Annotated in this window: 17 protein-coding genes; 8 read left to right on the top strand and 9 right to left on the bottom strand. The window is 60.6% G+C overall.

Features of this window, described 5'->3' with window-relative positions; all coding sequences use genetic code 11:
* Positions 1-262: 262 nt before the first annotated feature.
* The gene (locus AC1DMK_RS13705; protein WP_477859688.1) at positions 263-655 is read right to left on the bottom strand and encodes a PRC-barrel domain-containing protein; all 393 of its coding nucleotides are present in this window, start codon (positions 653-655) and stop codon (positions 263-265) included.
* A 251-nt stretch (positions 656-906) separates the two neighbouring features.
* Here AC1DMK_RS13705 and AC1DMK_RS13710 point away from each other — a divergent pair, with 251 nt between their 5' ends.
* Both AC1DMK_RS13710 and pgi read left to right on the top strand, forming a co-directional pair.
* Entirely contained in the window at positions 907-2,607 is a 1,701-nt protein-coding gene (locus tag AC1DMK_RS13710) for a long-chain-fatty-acid--CoA ligase (RefSeq protein WP_477859690.1), read from the top strand.
* A 136-nt stretch (positions 2,608-2,743) separates the two neighbouring features.
* Positions 2,744-4,369, top strand: coding sequence for a glucose-6-phosphate isomerase (gene pgi, locus AC1DMK_RS13715; protein ID WP_037060641.1), 1,626 nt, complete (start codon positions 2,744-2,746; stop codon positions 4,367-4,369).
* A 72-nt stretch (positions 4,370-4,441) separates the two neighbouring features.
* On the opposite strand, the gene AC1DMK_RS13720 is transcribed toward pgi, so the two are convergent.
* From AC1DMK_RS13720 to AC1DMK_RS13735, 4 genes are all read right to left on the bottom strand, one after another.
* A complete protein-coding gene (locus AC1DMK_RS13720; protein ID WP_477859692.1) occupies positions 4,442-6,385 on the bottom strand; it encodes a GTP-binding protein in 1,944 nt (647 codons plus the stop codon).
* 155 nt (positions 6,386-6,540) lie between these two features.
* Complete coding sequence (locus AC1DMK_RS13725; RefSeq protein WP_037060638.1) at positions 6,541-6,954, bottom strand: GFA family protein; 414 nt, start codon at positions 6,952-6,954, stop codon at positions 6,541-6,543.
* A 47-nt stretch (positions 6,955-7,001) separates the two neighbouring features.
* A complete protein-coding gene (locus AC1DMK_RS13730; RefSeq protein WP_477859694.1) occupies positions 7,002-7,466 on the bottom strand; it encodes an SRPBCC family protein in 465 nt (154 codons plus the stop codon).
* Positions 7,463-7,792, bottom strand: a complete 330-nt coding sequence (locus AC1DMK_RS13735; RefSeq protein WP_037060636.1) for a metalloregulator ArsR/SmtB family transcription factor — start codon at positions 7,790-7,792, stop codon at positions 7,463-7,465. The genes AC1DMK_RS13730 and AC1DMK_RS13735 overlap by 4 nt, the downstream gene beginning before the upstream one ends.
* A gap of 179 nt (positions 7,793-7,971) precedes the next feature.
* On the opposite strand from AC1DMK_RS13735, the gene AC1DMK_RS13740 reads away from it, so the two are divergent.
* Positions 7,972-8,775 carry an alpha/beta fold hydrolase gene (locus AC1DMK_RS13740; protein WP_477859697.1) on the top strand — a complete coding sequence of 268 codons (804 nt, stop codon included), beginning with the start codon at positions 7,972-7,974 and terminating at the stop codon, positions 8,773-8,775.
* Between the two features lie 72 nt (positions 8,776-8,847).
* Positions 8,848-9,057, top strand: a complete 210-nt coding sequence (locus AC1DMK_RS13745; RefSeq protein WP_477859698.1) for a helix-turn-helix domain-containing protein — start codon at positions 8,848-8,850, stop codon at positions 9,055-9,057.
* A 27-nt stretch (positions 9,058-9,084) separates the two neighbouring features.
* On the opposite strand, the gene AC1DMK_RS13750 is transcribed toward AC1DMK_RS13745, so the two are convergent.
* Together AC1DMK_RS13750 and AC1DMK_RS13755 are read right to left on the bottom strand one after the other, a co-directional pair.
* Positions 9,085-10,011 carry a carbohydrate kinase family protein gene (locus AC1DMK_RS13750; protein ID WP_477859700.1) on the bottom strand — a complete coding sequence of 309 codons (927 nt, stop codon included), beginning with the start codon at positions 10,009-10,011 and terminating at the stop codon, positions 9,085-9,087.
* Positions 10,012-10,102: 91 nt separating this feature from the next.
* The gene (locus AC1DMK_RS13755; protein WP_477859701.1) at positions 10,103-10,792 is read right to left on the bottom strand and encodes an orotate phosphoribosyltransferase; all 690 of its coding nucleotides are present in this window, start codon (positions 10,790-10,792) and stop codon (positions 10,103-10,105) included.
* A 240-nt stretch (positions 10,793-11,032) separates the two neighbouring features.
* Between AC1DMK_RS13755 and AC1DMK_RS13760 the strand changes: the two genes are divergently transcribed.
* Together AC1DMK_RS13760 and AC1DMK_RS13765 are read left to right on the top strand one after the other, a co-directional pair.
* Complete coding sequence (locus AC1DMK_RS13760) at positions 11,033-12,325, top strand: MgtC/SapB family protein (RefSeq protein WP_477859703.1); 1,293 nt, start codon at positions 11,033-11,035, stop codon at positions 12,323-12,325.
* A gap of 274 nt (positions 12,326-12,599) precedes the next feature.
* Positions 12,600-12,824 carry a hypothetical protein gene (locus AC1DMK_RS13765; protein WP_477859705.1) on the top strand — a complete coding sequence of 75 codons (225 nt, stop codon included), beginning with the start codon at positions 12,600-12,602 and terminating at the stop codon, positions 12,822-12,824.
* On the opposite strand, the gene AC1DMK_RS13770 is transcribed toward AC1DMK_RS13765, so the two are convergent.
* Positions 12,814-13,473, bottom strand: a complete 660-nt coding sequence (locus AC1DMK_RS13770; protein WP_037060628.1) for a TetR family transcriptional regulator — start codon at positions 13,471-13,473, stop codon at positions 12,814-12,816. The two genes, AC1DMK_RS13765 and AC1DMK_RS13770, sit on opposite strands and share 11 nt — an antisense overlap.
* A gap of 97 nt (positions 13,474-13,570) precedes the next feature.
* Between AC1DMK_RS13770 and AC1DMK_RS13775 the strand changes: the two genes are divergently transcribed.
* Both AC1DMK_RS13775 and AC1DMK_RS13780 read left to right on the top strand, forming a co-directional pair.
* Positions 13,571-14,395 carry an NmrA family NAD(P)-binding protein gene (locus AC1DMK_RS13775; RefSeq protein WP_477859706.1) on the top strand — a complete coding sequence of 275 codons (825 nt, stop codon included), beginning with the start codon at positions 13,571-13,573 and terminating at the stop codon, positions 14,393-14,395.
* A gap of 2 nt (positions 14,396-14,397) precedes the next feature.
* A complete protein-coding gene (locus AC1DMK_RS13780) occupies positions 14,398-14,880 on the top strand; it encodes an anthrone oxygenase family protein (RefSeq protein WP_037060955.1) in 483 nt (160 codons plus the stop codon).
* A gap of 39 nt (positions 14,881-14,919) precedes the next feature.
* On the opposite strand, the gene AC1DMK_RS13785 is transcribed toward AC1DMK_RS13780, so the two are convergent.
* A complete protein-coding gene (locus AC1DMK_RS13785) occupies positions 14,920-15,456 on the bottom strand; it encodes a glyoxalase superfamily protein (protein ID WP_477859708.1) in 537 nt (178 codons plus the stop codon).
* Between the last annotated feature and the right edge of the window lie 112 nt (positions 15,457-15,568).

Consider the following 15,568-nt stretch of genomic DNA (forward strand, 5'->3'; position numbering starts at 1 on the left):
CAGACCTTATCTCGCGATAACGCCCTTGCTGTTTGGCTAACGGTTCCCATCACCAGGGCCCGTAGAGGACTTGCACCTCCAAGTCGTCGACCGGATACCATCCCGGTCAAACAGTGCTTACGCACAACGCGCCATGCCTGGCGCACCATTGAAAAGGCCCCGTCATCGACTGAGCCCATCAAGGTCATGTTACCGCACCACGCCCCAGGAGAACTTACGCGCGGCGTGGTGCAGAAGCGCGTGATCGCGCCTGCGGACGGCGTTACATCCAGTAGGGCGGCACGCCATAGTAGTCATAGACCCGGCGGCCATTGTCGTTGTACCAGTTGTCGTCATCATCCGCGTAGCTCGGCGCGCCTTCGATCTGCTCCTTCGTCAGGTCGATGCGATAGCCGTCCAGTTGGGTATCGTAGCTCAACTTTTCCCACGGCAGCGGGTAGCGATCGTGGCCGATCCCCATGAAGCCACCGAAGCTCAGGACGGCGTAGGCGACGCGGCCATCCTGCTTGCCGAGGATCAGCCGCTCGATCGAGCCGATGTGCTTGCCATCGGCACCGTAGACGCGCGTACCTTCGACGCGGTCACTTGCGATCAACGTCGGCGTGTCCTTTACATTGGGGTCTCGGCGGTTGTTGTCAGCGTCCTGATGCAGCATGGTGCACCTCCTTTTTCTTGGTTTCCGCTGGCTTGGTCTACGGTTCAAAAACGTCGACCAGCGCTCAAGGTTCCAAATTTCCCGTGCGGCTGCGCCCCGCGACAATATTGACGTTTACGTCAAGGTTAGTGTAACTCTAATCTCGGCTTGAACCATTCAGGCAATGACATAAGCTGCCGTATTGGAAGATGGAGGATCATCCAATCGGCTTGCCGGTGGAACCGGTCGGCAGCGATAGGGAGAGAGACACGATGAACAGCATTTCCGCCCAACCAGGCGGCGCTAAGCCGGGAAAGCCTTGGCTTGCCACCTATCCCGAGATCGTCCCGGCGGAGCTTCCGCCTCTCGAATATGCCTCATTGGCGGAACTGCTCGATAGATCCTGCGCGCGCTATGCCGACCGCGTCGCATTCTCCAGCATGGGAAAGCGACTGACGTATCGGGAACTGGAAAGCCAGACGCGCAAAATCGCCGCGTGGCTGCAGAATACAGGTCTGCAGAAGGGCGACCGCGTCGCCGTGATGATGCCGAACGTGCTGCAGAATCCTGTTGCCGTTTACGGCATCCTGCGCGCCGGCCTGGTCGTCGTGAACGTCAACCCGCTCTACACGCCGCGCGAGCTGGAGCACCAGCTGCGGGACTCAGGCGCCAAGGCAATATTCGTGCTCGAGAATTTCGCGCGAACGGTCGAGCAGGTGCTCGCCAAGACCGACGTACGCCATGTCGTCGTCAGTTCGCTCGGCGAAATGCTGGGTACGAAGGGCCTGATCGTGAACCTGCTTGTTCGCAAGGTGAAGAAACTCGTTCCCTCTTGGTCCATCCCGCAGCACAAAACCTTCAAGCAGGTACTCAGCGAAGGGGCCGGGAAGGCCTTCAAGCCGGCTGCACTGACCGGCAACGACATCGCCTTCCTGCAGTATACCGGCGGCACGACAGGGGTTGCCAAGGGCGCGGTCCTCAGCCACCAAAACCTGCTGTCAAACAAGCTTCAGCTGGAACTCTGGCTGAAATCGGCTTTCGAGAACAGGCAGCGGCCTGACGTGCTGAACTTCCTCTGCGCCCTGCCCCTCTATCATATCTTCGCGCTGACGGTGAATTCGCTGATGGGCATGTCGCTTGGGGCGCACAACATTCTGGTCGCCAACCCGCGCGATATTCCGGCACTGGTCAGGGAATTCGCCAAGTCCAACGTGCATGTTTTCCCCGGCCTCAACACGCTCTTCAACGCCCTGATGAACAATGCCGAATTCGCCAAGGTCGATTTCTCGGCGCTGGTCATATCGCTCGGCGGCGGCATGGCCGTGCAGCGGCCGGTCGCAGAGCGCTGGCTTAAAGTCACCGGGTCTCACATTACCGAAGGCTACGGCCTGTCCGAGACCTCGCCGGTTGCGACCGCCAACCGTTTCGATTCGCCCGAATTTACCGGCTCGATCGGCCTGCCGATCCCTTCCACCGACGTCGACATCCGAGACGAGGACGGCAAATCACTGCCGCTCGGGGAGATCGGTGAAATCTGTATTCACGGACCGCAGGTGATGGCGGGCTATTGGAACAAGCCGGAGGAGACAGCCCGCGCGATGACGCCGGACGGCTATTTCCGCACGGGCGACATGGGTTTCATGGATGCACGCGGCTACACCAAGATCGTCGACCGCAAGAAGGATATGATCCTTGTTTCCGGCTTCAACGTCTACCCGAACGAAATTGAGGAGGTGGCCGCCATGCACCCGGGCATCCTTGAGGCCGCGGCGATCGGCGTTGCGGACGGACACTCCGGCGAAGCCGTGAAGCTGTTCGTCGTCAAGAAGGATCCGGCGCTGACGGAAGCAGACGTGAAGGCCCACTGCGCTACGAACTTGACCAACTACAAGCGACCGCGCTTCATCGAATTCCGCCCCGAATTGCCCAAGTCGCCGGTCGGGAAGATCCTGCGGAAGGATCTGCGCGGCTAGATTTCGATGCTCCGAACCAAAAAGCCACCCGCCGACGCAGGTGGCTTTTTTGCGTTTCGGCAGGTCGCCGAACTTGATTTGCGCCCTACAAAGCGAATAGTTTCCGCGACCCTCTCGCCCTGCAAAGGAGCCTCCCATGAATGCCATCGTTGAACAACTGAAGAGCACTGCGTCCGCCACCAAGGCGACCGACATCCGCGCCGCCTTTGCGGCTGATCCACAGCGCTTCTCCCGCTTTACCGCGTCGCTCGACGATCTGCTGATGGACTATTCCAAGACAGCCGTGAACGACGAGGTTCTGGCTCTCCTGGTGAAGCTGGCCGAAACCGGCGGTGTCGAGGCCAAGCGCGACGAGATGTTCTCCGGCAAGGCGATCAACTTCACGGAGGATCGTGCCGTTCTGCACACGGCGCTACGCAATCGTTCCAACACACCCGTGCTCGTCGACGGCAAGGATGTGATGCCCGAAGTCAACGGCGTACTGGCCGCAATGGGCAAATTCGCCGACGGCATCCGGTCCGGCGCCCTGAAGGGGGCGACCGGCCATGCAATCACCGACGTCGTCAATATCGGCATCGGCGGCTCGGACCTCGGCCCCGTCATGGCGACCTTGGCGCTGGCTCCCTTCCATGACGGCCCGCGAGCGCATTTCGTCTCCAACATCGACAGCGCGCATATTTCCGACATCCTCAAGCTGCTGAAGGCAGAAACGACACTCTTCATCGTCGCGTCCAAGACCTTCACGACCATCGAAACCATGACCAACGCGCAGACGGCGCGCAAATTCATCGCCGATGCGCTCGGCGAAACGGCCGTACAGCATCATTTCGCCGCCGTTTCGACGGCGCTCGACAAGGTCGCGACCTTCGGCATCGACAGCGAGCGGGTCTTCGGCTTCTGGGATTGGGTCGGCGGACGCTACTCAATCTGGTCGGCGATCGGCCTGCCGCTGATGATCGCTGTCGGGCCGGAGAATTTCGGCAAGTTCCTCGACGGCGCGCATGCTGTCGACAACCACTTCCGTCAGGCGCCTGTTGCCAAGAACCTCCCGATGCTGCTCGGCCTGATCGGCTTCTACCATCGCAACGTGCTGGGCTACGCCACCCGCGCGATCCTGCCTTACGACCAGCGCCTGTCGCGTTTCCCAGCCTATCTGCAGCAGCTCGACATGGAATCGAACGGCAAGGGCGTGACAATCGACGGCACGCCGGTCGAGGTCAATTCCGGCCCGGTCGTCTGGGGCGAGCCCGGCACCAACGGCCAGCACGCCTTCTACCAGCTGATCCACCAAGGCACGAGCGTCATTCCGGCCGAGTTCATGATCGCGGCGAACGCCTTCGAACCGGAGCTACGCCACCAGCACCAACTACTGATGGCCAACGTCATCGCCCAGTCGGAAGCGCTGATGAAGGGCCGCACCTTCGACGAAGCCAAGAGGCAGCTCACCGACAAGGGGATGGAGGACAAAAAGGCCGATTTCATCGCCCCGCACCGCGTCTTCACCGGGAACCGCCCGTCGATCACCTTCGTCTACGATAAGCTGACGCCTTATGCGCTCGGCCGCCTCATCGCGCTTTACGAACACCGCGTCTTCGTCGAAGGCGTGCTTTTCCGCATCAACTCCTTCGACCAGTGGGGCGTCGAGCTCGGCAAGGAACTGGCGACCGGCTTGCTGCCTGTGATCGAAGGCAAGGAGAGTGCGGCGGGCCACGATTCCTCTACACAGGGCCTCGTCGCGGCGCTGGCCAAGCTCGCCGGATAGGAGCGAGCGAAACTAAAAGAGCTCCCGCGACGTCTCGGGAGCTTTTCTTCTGGTGATCGTTGTCTGCGACCGTCACGACCGCCTCGCCCCCCTCATCTGGGCCAGATATTCGCTGCGGGAGAAATAGTTCGGCCCGGCGTGCTTTCGAATGGGTGGTGGGCCGCTAAGTGGGCGATAGCCAAAAAACTCCGTATCCATAGTGCCAAGCCCACCGGTCAAGGACGGCAAGGCACGTTGCACCGAGTGTACGTCGATGGCTGCAATGACGCCAACCAGCAGCAATGTGGCGCCATCTGAGGTTGGCGGTTCAAGCGACGCCCCCAGGCGCGCAAGAAGGCTTTGCAGACCCGGCAGATATTCGCGGGGCATTTCGATGGTGATCCGGTCGACGGGCTCGCATACTTCCGTTCCGGCGGCTTTAAGCGCCGCCGCGAGGACCAGTGGCGTCAGGTTTCGATGATCGGCAGGGGTACTTGTCGCCCACTTTCGCATTCTGGTCGCCTCCGCCAGCGAGACAACGCAGTCGGTAACCCGCCACCCGAAAACACCCTGCTTCAGCGTTTCCTCGACCGCCTCGACAATGGCCTTCAGTGCAAAGTGTGGCGACGATCCTGGGTCGATCAGAGACCGAAACCGGTGACGACCTTGGCAGTCACCAGGTTCAACGATCAAACCCACCGTCGCGATAAAAGGGTCGGGTGCATGTTCAACAGCCCGGCCTGTCCCAACGACGCGCTCGACGTATATCGGTGAAGTCTCGAGGAAATGCACCCTGAGGCCATAGTCGACCCTCAAGGTATGCTCGATAATCTCCTTCTGCACCTCGCCGTAGAGGGAAATCGATATGGCGGCCTGGCCGTTGCCCTGCCTCAAATTGATGAGGGGGTCCTGCTCTGCCATTTGCAGCAGCGCCTTCCACAGCAACGGCGCCTCGTTCGGATCCGCCGGGACGACGACCGATTCAAGCATAGGAGGGGGAAACTGGCGCTGCGCCTGGACAGACCGCTCGCCAATCCAGTCTCCGATACGGACGTCTGAAAGCCCTCTGACCTTGGCGATGTCCCCCGCGTGAGCAAAGTCCCGCCGCCCGGTGCGACCTTGCGAAAATACCTCGATTTCCGTGATGCGATTGTCCTTGCCGTCAATTGCGAGACGGTCGCGAACGCGGATCGATCCGGCAAACATCCTGAGATAGGCTAGTTTCTCCCCGCCTCCGTTGCGGTCGACCTTGAAGACCATGGCTGAAGCTGGTCTGTCGGTTTCCGGCATGGATGCGGGAAGCAAGGCAGTGATCCCGTCCATCAATTCCCGGATCCCTGCGCCTGTGATCGCTGAGCCAAAATACACAGGATAGACCATGCCGTCGGCGGTCCGCATGACCAGCGCGGACAAGAGCGCGTCGCCAGGTACATCGGCGTCCTCGGCGAATGCTTCGAACAGCTCGTCATCATGCTCTGCCAGAGCCTGGACAACAGCCGAACGGAAATGACGATCCCGCCAGGAACCAACGGCAAATGCTGCGTCCGGCGTTCCCGTTGCTGTCGCGTATCCCATGGGCACGATCGCGTCCGAGAGACGGGACCGCAGGTTCTCGAGCGCACCTCGTCCATCAGCTCCCCGGCGATCGATCTTGTTGACGAAGACGACGGTAGGCACTTTCAGCCGCGCCAGCGCCCGCATGAGCACACGGGTCTGCGCCTGCACTCCTTCGACCGCAGATACGACAAGGACCGCGCCATCCAGTATGCCAAGCACCCGCTCCACCTCTGCGATGAAGTCGGGATGGCCGGGAGTGTCCAGCAGATTTACACGCGTGTCGTTGTATACGAAGGACGCGACGGCAGCCTTGATGGTTATTCCACGCTCACGCTCCAATTGCAGCGTGTCGGTCTGGGTGTCACCGGTATCAACGCCGCCCAGGGTCTTGATGACCCCGGCATGAAATAGCAGGCGTTCGGTTAGGCTAGTTTTGCCGGCGTCGACATGCGCCAGAATTCCAAGATTGAGTGTTCGCATAGCACATCATGTTCGTGGCTTCGGGAGTAGCTCCGTTTCCTTCGAACATGTGACAGCGCATGCTTACCTCCATTGTCGGACGACGTTAGGTAGCACTGCTGGCCCACGCCTGCAACTGCCGAAACCGTCTCGCGACCTGCCGCCTTGCCGCTGAATCAGCTCGGGGGCATCCTATCGAATTTTGGCAATTGTGGATCGACGTGGTCCCATGGCTGGTTGCTGGCCGCCCAGCAGATCAGCTGCGGCTTGTACCGGGCGGGGTCGTCCAAGCTCGCGGCACGAACGACGAAATACTCAGGCATGGCCGGAAACGTCATGTAGACAGGCGAGCCGCAAGTGGGGCAAAAGGCTCGCTTCTTGACAAGTCCGCCGTCACCGACCAATTGCCAATGCGATGCTTCTCCCTCGACAACGATGTTGTCGCATTGGAACGTCAGATGCGATGCGTGCCCGGTACCGCTCTCGCGCTGACATTGCCGGCATTGGCAGTCAAGCATCACCACTGGCTCACCAGCGATCCTGTAACGGATCGCGCCACACGCACAGCCGCCAGTATAGGGTCCACTCATGTGATCCTCCTCTAAGAAATAACGCTGATATTCGGGGTTTGTCGGGCTCAGCCCTGCTCGTCCATGACGGGACCCAGGCTAGGAACAACCTTTTTCCAACCTTCGCTCATGTTTGCGAAGGCCGTGTCGTTCTTCGGCGTGACGAAGCCGGAATGGACAAGGCGGACTCGCGTTCCACCTACCGCTTCGCTGAGCGACCACGTAACGACCGTATCAAGCAACGAGCCGTATCCCGGGTTCGCCGGATGCCCGCCTTTCCAGGTGTAGGCAAAACGTTCGTTCGGCACCACATCGGTCACTTGGCAATGAATGATGCCGTCCCATTCGCCGGCCGGGTTCGTCTGAAAGGTGAAGCGATTGCCAACCACCGGCTCGAATCCTGTCGGCTTCATCAGGAAGCGCGCTATCATGTCGCCAGAGGTCAAGGTCTTCCAGATCGTCTCCGCGGCATGCGGAAAGACCTCGTCGACGACAATGTCCTGAATGTTGGATTGCAGTATTGCCTTGTTCATGGATCGATCTCTTTCAATAGGGTTCGCAGGCTGTCGAAGCGTTCCTGCCAGAACAGGCCGTAGTGGCTCATCCAGTCGAACAGCGGGGCAAGTCCATCCGGCTCCGCTCGGTAGTAGACGTTCCGGCCCTCGGGTCGCTCGGCGACGAGCCGTGCCTGTTTAAGGGACTTGAGATGCTGTGAAATGGCACCCTGAGTCACGCCGCTCCCGCGCGTCAGCTCGACAACCGTAATCTCCCGGGCGCCGACGATCCGCTCATAGACTGCCCGCCGGGTGGGATCGGCGAGCGCACGCATGAGGGAGGAAATTTCAGTAGTTTCTATCATGCAGAAACAATTAGCCGATACTCATCAAATAGTCAACACTAATGATTTTCTCAAGGAAGTTGGGTTGAGCGCCGCCCAAGTTCGAGCCCAAGGTTGCGGCCGAACGGCGTTTTTGTATGCTCGATGTAGAAACGCGACGTCGCCGATCGTCATCGCATACATTCCCTTGGAGAACTTGCATGAACACAACCGACGACGAACTTGTTGATTTCGAGGCGCATGGCGTCATACCTTTGCCTGCGGCCCGCAGCGAAGGCTTCGTCGACAACGACGGCGCGCGGATCTGGTATGCCACCTCAGGATCCGGCCCGGCGGTGATCCTTCTCCATGGCGGGCTCGGCAACGGCGGCAACTGGGGATACCAGGTCCCGGCGCTTGTTGCATCGGGCCGCCAGGTCGTTGTCATCGACAGCCGCGGGCACGGCCGCAGCACCCGTGATGAACGGCCTTTCAAGTATGAGTTGATGGCATCGGATGTTCTCGCGGTCATGAACCGGCTTGAGATCGGCAGGGCTGCCCTCGTCGGCTGGAGCGACGGAGCCTGCACCGCCCTTATTCTCGCAGACCGGGAGCCGCACCGCGTCTCCGGCGTCTTCTTCTTTGCATGCAGCATGGACCCGAGCGGCACCAAGCCGTTCGTGGCAACGCCGGTAATCGATCGCTGCTTCAGTCGCCACAAGAAGGACTATAGGGCTCTCTCGGCCACCCCGGATCAATTCGGGGCCTTCGTGGACGATGTTAGCCGAATGATGGCGACGGAACCCAACTACTCCGCACAGGACCTCGGCCGGCTAAGCGTGCCGGTCGCCATCGTACTGGGCAACGGTGACGAGTTCATCAAGCCGGAGCATGCCGCCTATCTCATGCGCAGCATTCCGGGTGCGGAATTCATTGCGCTAGCCGATGTCAGCCATTTTGCGCCGCTGCAGCGGCCCGAGTCCTTCAACCGCGAAGTACTCGGGTTTCTGGACCGGATAGCCTGAACCTCAGCAGCGGCCGTTTCTTGCTTCAGGGCATGTCCGGCCTCACAGCACTATCGGAGCTTCGTGCAACCGATGGCCATAATCGCCAATCTCGACGTGATGCTGGCGAAGCGCAAGATGCGGTCGAAGGAACTGGCCGAGCGCGTCGGGATCACCGAGCAGAACATATCGCTGCCGAAATCCGGCAAGGTCAAAGGCGTGCGCTTCGATACGCTGGAGAATATCTGCCGGGCGCTGGAATGCCAGCCCGGCGATATCCTCGAATTCCGCGAGGCGACGTGATCGCCGCCCCGGTCGTTGGAGCCGCGATCAGAGCCCGATCTCTTGGGCGAAGGGCGGGTTTGCTCCGGCGCGTGAGACGGTGACTGCGGCGGCCCTTGCGCCCAGTTCCAAGGCATCGCGTATGGCGGCCTCGTCAAGGGCCGCGACCTTGGCCTTGGTCAGCAGGTCCTGGCGCTTCAGCGAGGCCAGCACGCCGGCGTCGAAGGTATCCCCCGCCCCCACGGTGTCGACCACGGTCACGCGCTGGCTCGGCACCGATACCTTCTGGCTGGTGGTATAGCCCGTAGCCCCTTCGGCGCCCTTGGTGATCACGACCAGCTTGGCACCGTGCTTCAGCCAGTAGGCCGCCAGATCATCATGGCTGCCCTGGAGGCCGAACCATTCCAGGTCCTCGTCGGAAAACTTCAGGATGTCGGACTTGGCCGCCATGCGCTTGATCCGCGCCATGTGGGCATCCTTGTTCCTAATGAAGCCGGGGCGGATGTTCGGATCGAGCGAGATGACGCGCTTGTCGGCTTCGCGGTCGAGCAGCGCTTCGTAGGTTTCGCCGCAGGGGCTCGGGATCAGACTGATCGCGCCGAAATGCAGGGCTTCGCAGTCGTCGCCAAGCGCAGGCAAGTCATCTGTGGTGATCATGCGGCCGGCCGTGCCTTCGTCGTAGAAGGCATAGGTCGCCTGACCATTCACCAGCTTGACGAAGGCAACCGTAGAGGGGCGCTGCGTGATGGCACAAAGGCTGAAGTCGACATTGCTGGCCCTCAGCGTGTCGCGCAGGATTTCGCCCATCATATCGTCGGCGAGGCCCGTAAAAAACGAGGTGGGAATGCCCAGCCTGCCGAGCGCAATCGCCGTATTGAAGATCGCGCCGCCGGCGTAGGGGGCAAAGCCCTTCTCGCCGAGAGTGGTCTCCCGCGGCAGCATGTCAATCAGCGCTTCGCCACAGCATAAAATCATTCCGACCTCCCAGTGCATTCACTGATTTAGATGTTCTAATCGATTAGATAATTTCGTGGCAAAAGCAAAGCGCCGCGTCACGCATTCGGTGTCACAGAGATGAAATGCCGCCATTGCGGCCCGACCAGGCGAGAGGTGCATCAAGGAAAGACTCGACCTCGTTCAGGGTGTTGTCGTCGAACAGCTTCTGCGCCTTGGCAACGGCGAGCACATCGCGCCATGTGGCGATGTAGTGCAGCTTCACCTTGCCGTCGGCAAAGCGCAGCGCACCCTCGTCAAAGATGCCGTAGTAGAAGAGCGCGATGCCGTGATCTACGATGCCGCCGGCGGCCCGGATCGCGTCGATGAACTTGAACATGCTGCCGCCGGCCGTCGTTAGGTCCTCGATGACGAGAACGCGCGAACCTTCCGGCATATTGCCTTCGATCTGCGCATTGCGGCCGTGGCCCTTTGGCTGCTTGCGGACGTAGATCATCGGCAGGCTGAGGCGATCGGCAAGTAGGGCTGCAAAGGGAATACCGGCCGTTTCGCCGCCGGCAATGCAATCGAACTGTTCGAAGCCTGCATCGTTCAGCACGACGCTTGCTGCGAAATCCATGACCGTGGACCGGATGCGCGGGAATGAGAGAAGCTTGCGGCAATCGATATAGACCGGGCTCGCCATGCCGGAGGCGAACTTGTAGGGCTGCGCGGCATTGAAGTGCACCGCCTTGATCTCCCAGAGCATCTTCGCCACCAGTTCTGCCATGACTGCACGGTCGGTGAATGTCGCCTGGATCATCGTTCTCTCCATTTGTCAAATTTATGGGCCAATAGCAGCAAGTGCGGAAAGATTCCAGAACGGCGAGCGGTTTTGAGGTCGAGAATGCGGGCAAAAACGATGCGGTAGCGCGCCGATGTTTCCGCTTGGCGCCTAGGACCAGTGGCCCGGCGGTGGTTTAAAAGCGCACAGCGAGCAAATGTTTCAGCTTTTTCAAATCGTTGCACTTGCGCGGCGGTGCGGCAGGGATATCGTGACCGGATGGAACATATAGACGTCTTCCACCGCCTCGGCGTGGCGCTTCCAATAGGCCTGCTCGTCGGCGTCGAGCGAGGGTGGCAGGAACGCGATATCCGGGACGGCGGCAGAACGGCCGGCATCAGGACTTTCGGCCTGACTGGCTTCCTCGGCGGCGTCGTCGGAACACTGCAGCCCATGACCGGCCCTTTTCTGCCCGCAACGATCGCGGCCCTCCTCGGCGTCGTCTACATCGCTGGCAAGTGGCGCGAAGCTGAGGAAGACAAGGATTATGGCGTGACGTCGATCGTCGCCGCTCTCCTGGTCTTTGCGCTCGGCGTGCTTGCTGCCGTCGGCGATATCATCACAGCCGCGGCTGGTGCCGTGGCGATGACGGTGGTGCTGGCCGCGCGACACAGCCTTCACGGCTTCGTCCAGTGGCTGACATGGCCGGAATTGCGCTCGGCACTTATGCTGCTCGCCATGACGATGGTCGTGCTGCCGCTGTTGCCGGACAGGACGCTAGACCCTTGGGGAGCAATCAATCCCTTTTCGCTCTGGCTGCTGACCATCACGATCGCAGCACTCTCCTTTGCCGGCTACGTTGCCATCAGGCTGATGGGCACAAACCGCGGCGTGTTGCTCGCGGGCGCTGCAGGTGGTCTTGTCTCCTCGACCGCGCTGACGCTTTCCTTTGCCCGATACTCCAGAGAGGCGCCGCAGGGGTCGCGCCACCTGGCAGCCGGAGCTGCCATCGCCGGCGCCCTGTCCTTCGCGCGCGTGCTCGCCATTGGCAGCGCGTTGGCGCCGGATTTGCTCGTCCCGCTCGCCGCAGGCCTAGTGCCGGCCATCGTCGGATTTCTCGCGTTAGGCTTTCTCAGGGTTTTTCGTCCCGGGCCATCAACCGATGTGCCCGGGCCATCAACCGATGTGCCCGAGGTCACGGTGAAGAACCCGTTCGAAATACAGACCGTCCTTTCCTTCGGGCTCCTGCTCGGGCTCATCAGCCTGCTATCGAAGATCGCAATCGTCTACCTGGGAGCTTCGGCACTTTTCGCGGTGGCCGCGATTTCGGGCCTGGTGGACGTGGACGCGATCACACTGTCGACCGCCCGGCTTGCCGGCACGACCATAGATGTCAGGACTGCCGCAAGCGTCATTCTGCTTGCCGTCGCCGTCAACATGGTGACAAAGGTGGCCCTGGCGCTCACTGCGGGCAGCCGGGGCTACGGGCTTGCACTGGCGCAAGCCTCTGCCATCTCGGCGGCACTCGGGGCGATCGGCTACGTGTCCTTCCTTGCCTTCCTGCCGGGATAGGCTGCGAGGTGCGGCCCGACTCGGCTTTGTTCGCCTTTCGCGCGAGCGGCGGAATGCCTCGAACCATGACTCGTTTAAATTGCTTCCAGCATTCGACTTTTCTCACTACCGCGTAATTTTAGAATTGCCTGACATGCATTGCTCGGCAAGCATTGTGGGCGCTCGGGCGTGCTCTCCTCGAGAAAAACGTTCAATTTAGAATGATTTTCGTATGATTGGAGTAGCGGGTCCCTCGATTTTCGCGGCGCCAAAGACACCCACGAAGGAGTCCGCAATGCGCCAGACGACATCCATGGTTTTTCGGAAGTTCAACACCTCGCTTACCGCCAGGATCTTCTCGATCTGCTTTGTATCGACGCACGTTCCGCTTCAGGCTTTGGTCGCCTACCTCGTGACCAGCTTCCAGAAGCGAGGCCTTGCCGTTGCTGCTGACAGTGCTCGCCGCGACACTTGCCGGACCGGCATTCTGCCTTGCTTCGGCGCCCGCATCATGGCGTAGCCATGAGGTGACCGATATCGACGGGCAGCATTTTCTTGTAGAGCGCTATTGCTGCCTGTCCGTCTTCCTCGCCCAGCAAGATTGAATACCGCACAGCCGCTGCAAGCAGCTGCATCGTCAGCCGGGCGATCGACAGCAACTCGTCCGGAATCCGCTGCGGCCATAGCTTCACCAGCACCTCGAACAGTTTTTGGGAATGGAACTCCATGTCCTCTGCATCGACCTGTTGCAGCAGCTTGTCGGCCTGGGTCGCATGCCAGATGTCTCGCATGACTGGTTCGCTGCGGAAAAAGTCATAGTACTGGTCGACGATGTTGCCGAGCGCCTGGCGCAGCATCTCGGCGCTCGCCACGTTGGCCAGCTCTGCCTCGACGCAGCGCCTCCCCTGCTCGTTGAACCGCTCCGCCAGCGTGCGGATGATCGAGCTCTTGTCCGGGAAATACTGATAGAGCGCGCCGAAGGACAATCCAGCCCTCTCGACGATTTCGCTCATCTTCAGCGCGTCGCTGCCATTCTTCTCGATGAGCTCTGTTGCGACCGAAAGAATCTTCTCGAAGCGGTCGCGGCCACGCTGCTGCTTCGGGATCCGCCGCGGTTGACCTGTCGCTTCCGCCTGTTTTTTTCGCCCGCCTGCGACCCGCTCCGGCATCCGACACTCCATTTTCCTGTTGACGAAGAAAATAAGAGAGTTTATCTCATTTTGCAAATGAGAGATTTTCTCTTGTTTCGACAAAGGGAGTACTCAGATGCAGAATTCCGAAATCATCCTTGTCGGTGGCGCCGGAAAGACCGGCAACCGTGTCGCAGTGCGCCTGGCGGAGCGCGGTATCAGGCATCGCTTCGCCTCCCGCTCAAGCAGCCGCCCTTTCGATTGGCAGGACCGGGCGTCATGGCGCAGCACTCTCGCCGGGGCCACCGGCGCCTATGTCACCTTTCAGCCAGACCTTGCCGTCGCGTGGGCCGCGGAGGCGATCGACGCCCTTGCCCGTACAGCAGTTGACTGCAGGCTACAGCACATTGTGCTGCTGTCCGGTCGCGGCGAGGAAGGAGCGCAACGCAGCGAGGAAACCCTGAAGGCATCGGGCATCGGCTACACGATCCTGCGCGCCTCCTGGTTCTGCCAGAATTTCAGCGAAGGCGCCTTTGCAGAGTCGATCGCGGCCGGGGAGCTTGCCCTCCCGGCAGGCGAGGTGAAGGAACCGTTCGTCGATGCCGACGATATTGCCGACGCCGCAGTTGCCGCATTGACCGATCGACGACATGTCGGAATGACCTACGAGTTGACAGGCCCTCGCTCACTAACCTTCCGGGAGGCAGCCGCCGAGATCGCCAAAGCATCCGGCAGGAGCGTCGCTTACCGGCAGATATCGATCGCTGATTTCAAGGCGGGCCTGGTCGCAGCCGGTCTGGCGCAGGGAACAATCGACCTGCTTGGAGAGCTCTTCAGCCAGGTGCTCGATGGACGCAACTCCGATGTCGTGAACGATATTACACGGATTCTGGGCCGCCCGCCCAGGGACTTCAGCCTGTTCGCTGAACAAGCCGCAGCGGCCGGCACCTGGAGGGCATGATCATGACGACCGTTCTCATCATCGTTCTCACAGCTGCCGCAATCGGCAGCGGCCTCATTGCCGGAATTTTCTTCGCTTTTTCGACCTTTGTGATGACGGCGTTTGCGCGCATTCCGGCCGAACAGGGTATTGCTGCAATGAACTCGATCAACGTGACAATCGTCCGCTCGCCCTTCATGCTGCTTTTTGTTCCGACTGCAATCCTATGCCTCGTGATCGCCGCGCTTGCCTTCCTGAACTGGCGTGAAGTCACAAGCCTCTGGATGCTCGCAGGTGCGGCACTCTATCTGATCGCCTCATTCGCTTCGACCATAGTCTTCAACGTACCGATGAACGATGCACTTGCGAAAGTCGGCGGCAGCGGGCCGGAGGCCACGGCGATATGGGCGACCTACCTGAAGGATTGGACGTGGTGGAACCACGTTCGCACGACCGCCTCTCTCCTCGCCTCGATAGCCTTCGTCCGCGCCCTGGCGACCCTTTGACGGAAAGGCCGGAGGGCACGACCCCTCCCGCAAATCCGCTTACGGTCGTTGGCAAAAGGTTACGCGGTTGTTGAACGGATCGATGACTTCCATCTCGAGCCCCCAGGGCGCTTCCCTGATGCCTGGCTTCATATAGCGATACTGTTTTCCGGCCAGCTCGGCCTGGAAGGCACGCACGCCCGTGACGGGCACAAAGGCTCTCGCACCGGGACTGGCGTCTCCCGAATGCTCGCTCAAGTGCAGCAGCATGCCGCTGCGGGAGACCTGACAATAAAGGGGGAAATGGTCCCCGAAGCGATGTTCCCAATCCAGCGCGAAGCCGAGAAAGCTGCAATAGAACTCCTTCGCCTTGTCGACGTTGAAGATCCGAAAGATCGGGATCGGCGGCTGAATGGCGATGGCGGGCGGTGCCGCCTCTTCCTCATCGAGCTTTGCCGAGAGGATATTCCACTGATCGACGCCGAACTGCCGGGCAACGATTTCGAGGGTTCCGCTGTGGGTGAGATCAATCTGACGGCCGGCAAGAGCCTGCCGCAGTGTTTTCGCCATGAGCTTGGCGTCGCGAAAATCGCGCATGGTACATTCCTTCCGTTGGCGGCAAACCGGACGATCAGTGCCCGCGTCTGCTGACCCGTTCGCCATCGATCGCCAAACGGCAAGGGATGTGAAGGATGTATCTGGATGCGTT

The organism is Rhizobium sp. 05L419, from assembly GCF_056397845.1.

What these genes read in the sequence shown, in the direction of transcription:
- AC1DMK_RS13705 (WP_477859688.1), bottom strand. Translation starts at nt 655, where the DNA reads ATGCTGCATCAGGACGCTGACAACAACCGCCGAGACCCCAATGTAAAG.
- AC1DMK_RS13750 (WP_477859700.1), bottom strand. Translation starts at nt 10,011, where the DNA reads ATGATTTTATGCTGTGGCGAAGCGCTGATTGACATGCTGCCGCGGGAG.
- AC1DMK_RS13765 (WP_477859705.1), top strand. Translation starts at nt 12,600, where the DNA reads ATGCGCCAGACGACATCCATGGTTTTTCGGAAGTTCAACACCTCGCTT.
- AC1DMK_RS13735 (WP_037060636.1), bottom strand. Translation starts at nt 7,792, where the DNA reads ATGATAGAAACTACTGAAATTTCCTCCCTCATGCGTGCGCTCGCCGAT.
- AC1DMK_RS13775 (WP_477859706.1), top strand. Translation starts at nt 13,571, where the DNA reads ATGCAGAATTCCGAAATCATCCTTGTCGGTGGCGCCGGAAAGACCGGC.
- AC1DMK_RS13740 (WP_477859697.1), top strand. Translation starts at nt 7,972, where the DNA reads ATGAACACAACCGACGACGAACTTGTTGATTTCGAGGCGCATGGCGTC.
- AC1DMK_RS13770 (WP_037060628.1), bottom strand. Translation starts at nt 13,473, where the DNA reads ATGCCGGAGCGGGTCGCAGGCGGGCGAAAAAAACAGGCGGAAGCGACA.
- AC1DMK_RS13785 (WP_477859708.1), bottom strand. Translation starts at nt 15,456, where the DNA reads ATGCGCGATTTTCGCGACGCCAAGCTCATGGCGAAAACACTGCGGCAG.
- AC1DMK_RS13730 (WP_477859694.1), bottom strand. Translation starts at nt 7,466, where the DNA reads ATGAACAAGGCAATACTGCAATCCAACATTCAGGACATTGTCGTCGAC.
- AC1DMK_RS13780 (WP_037060955.1), top strand. Translation starts at nt 14,398, where the DNA reads ATGACGACCGTTCTCATCATCGTTCTCACAGCTGCCGCAATCGGCAGC.
- AC1DMK_RS13720 (WP_477859692.1), bottom strand. Translation starts at nt 6,385, where the DNA reads ATGCGAACACTCAATCTTGGAATTCTGGCGCATGTCGACGCCGGCAAA.
- pgi (WP_037060641.1), top strand. Translation starts at nt 2,744, where the DNA reads ATGAATGCCATCGTTGAACAACTGAAGAGCACTGCGTCCGCCACCAAG.
- AC1DMK_RS13760 (WP_477859703.1), top strand. Translation starts at nt 11,033, where the DNA reads ATGGAACATATAGACGTCTTCCACCGCCTCGGCGTGGCGCTTCCAATA.
- AC1DMK_RS13745 (WP_477859698.1), top strand. Translation starts at nt 8,848, where the DNA reads ATGGCCATAATCGCCAATCTCGACGTGATGCTGGCGAAGCGCAAGATG.
- AC1DMK_RS13710 (WP_477859690.1), top strand. Translation starts at nt 907, where the DNA reads ATGAACAGCATTTCCGCCCAACCAGGCGGCGCTAAGCCGGGAAAGCCT.
- AC1DMK_RS13755 (WP_477859701.1), bottom strand. Translation starts at nt 10,792, where the DNA reads ATGATCCAGGCGACATTCACCGACCGTGCAGTCATGGCAGAACTGGTG.
- AC1DMK_RS13725 (WP_037060638.1), bottom strand. Translation starts at nt 6,954, where the DNA reads ATGAGTGGACCCTATACTGGCGGCTGTGCGTGTGGCGCGATCCGTTAC.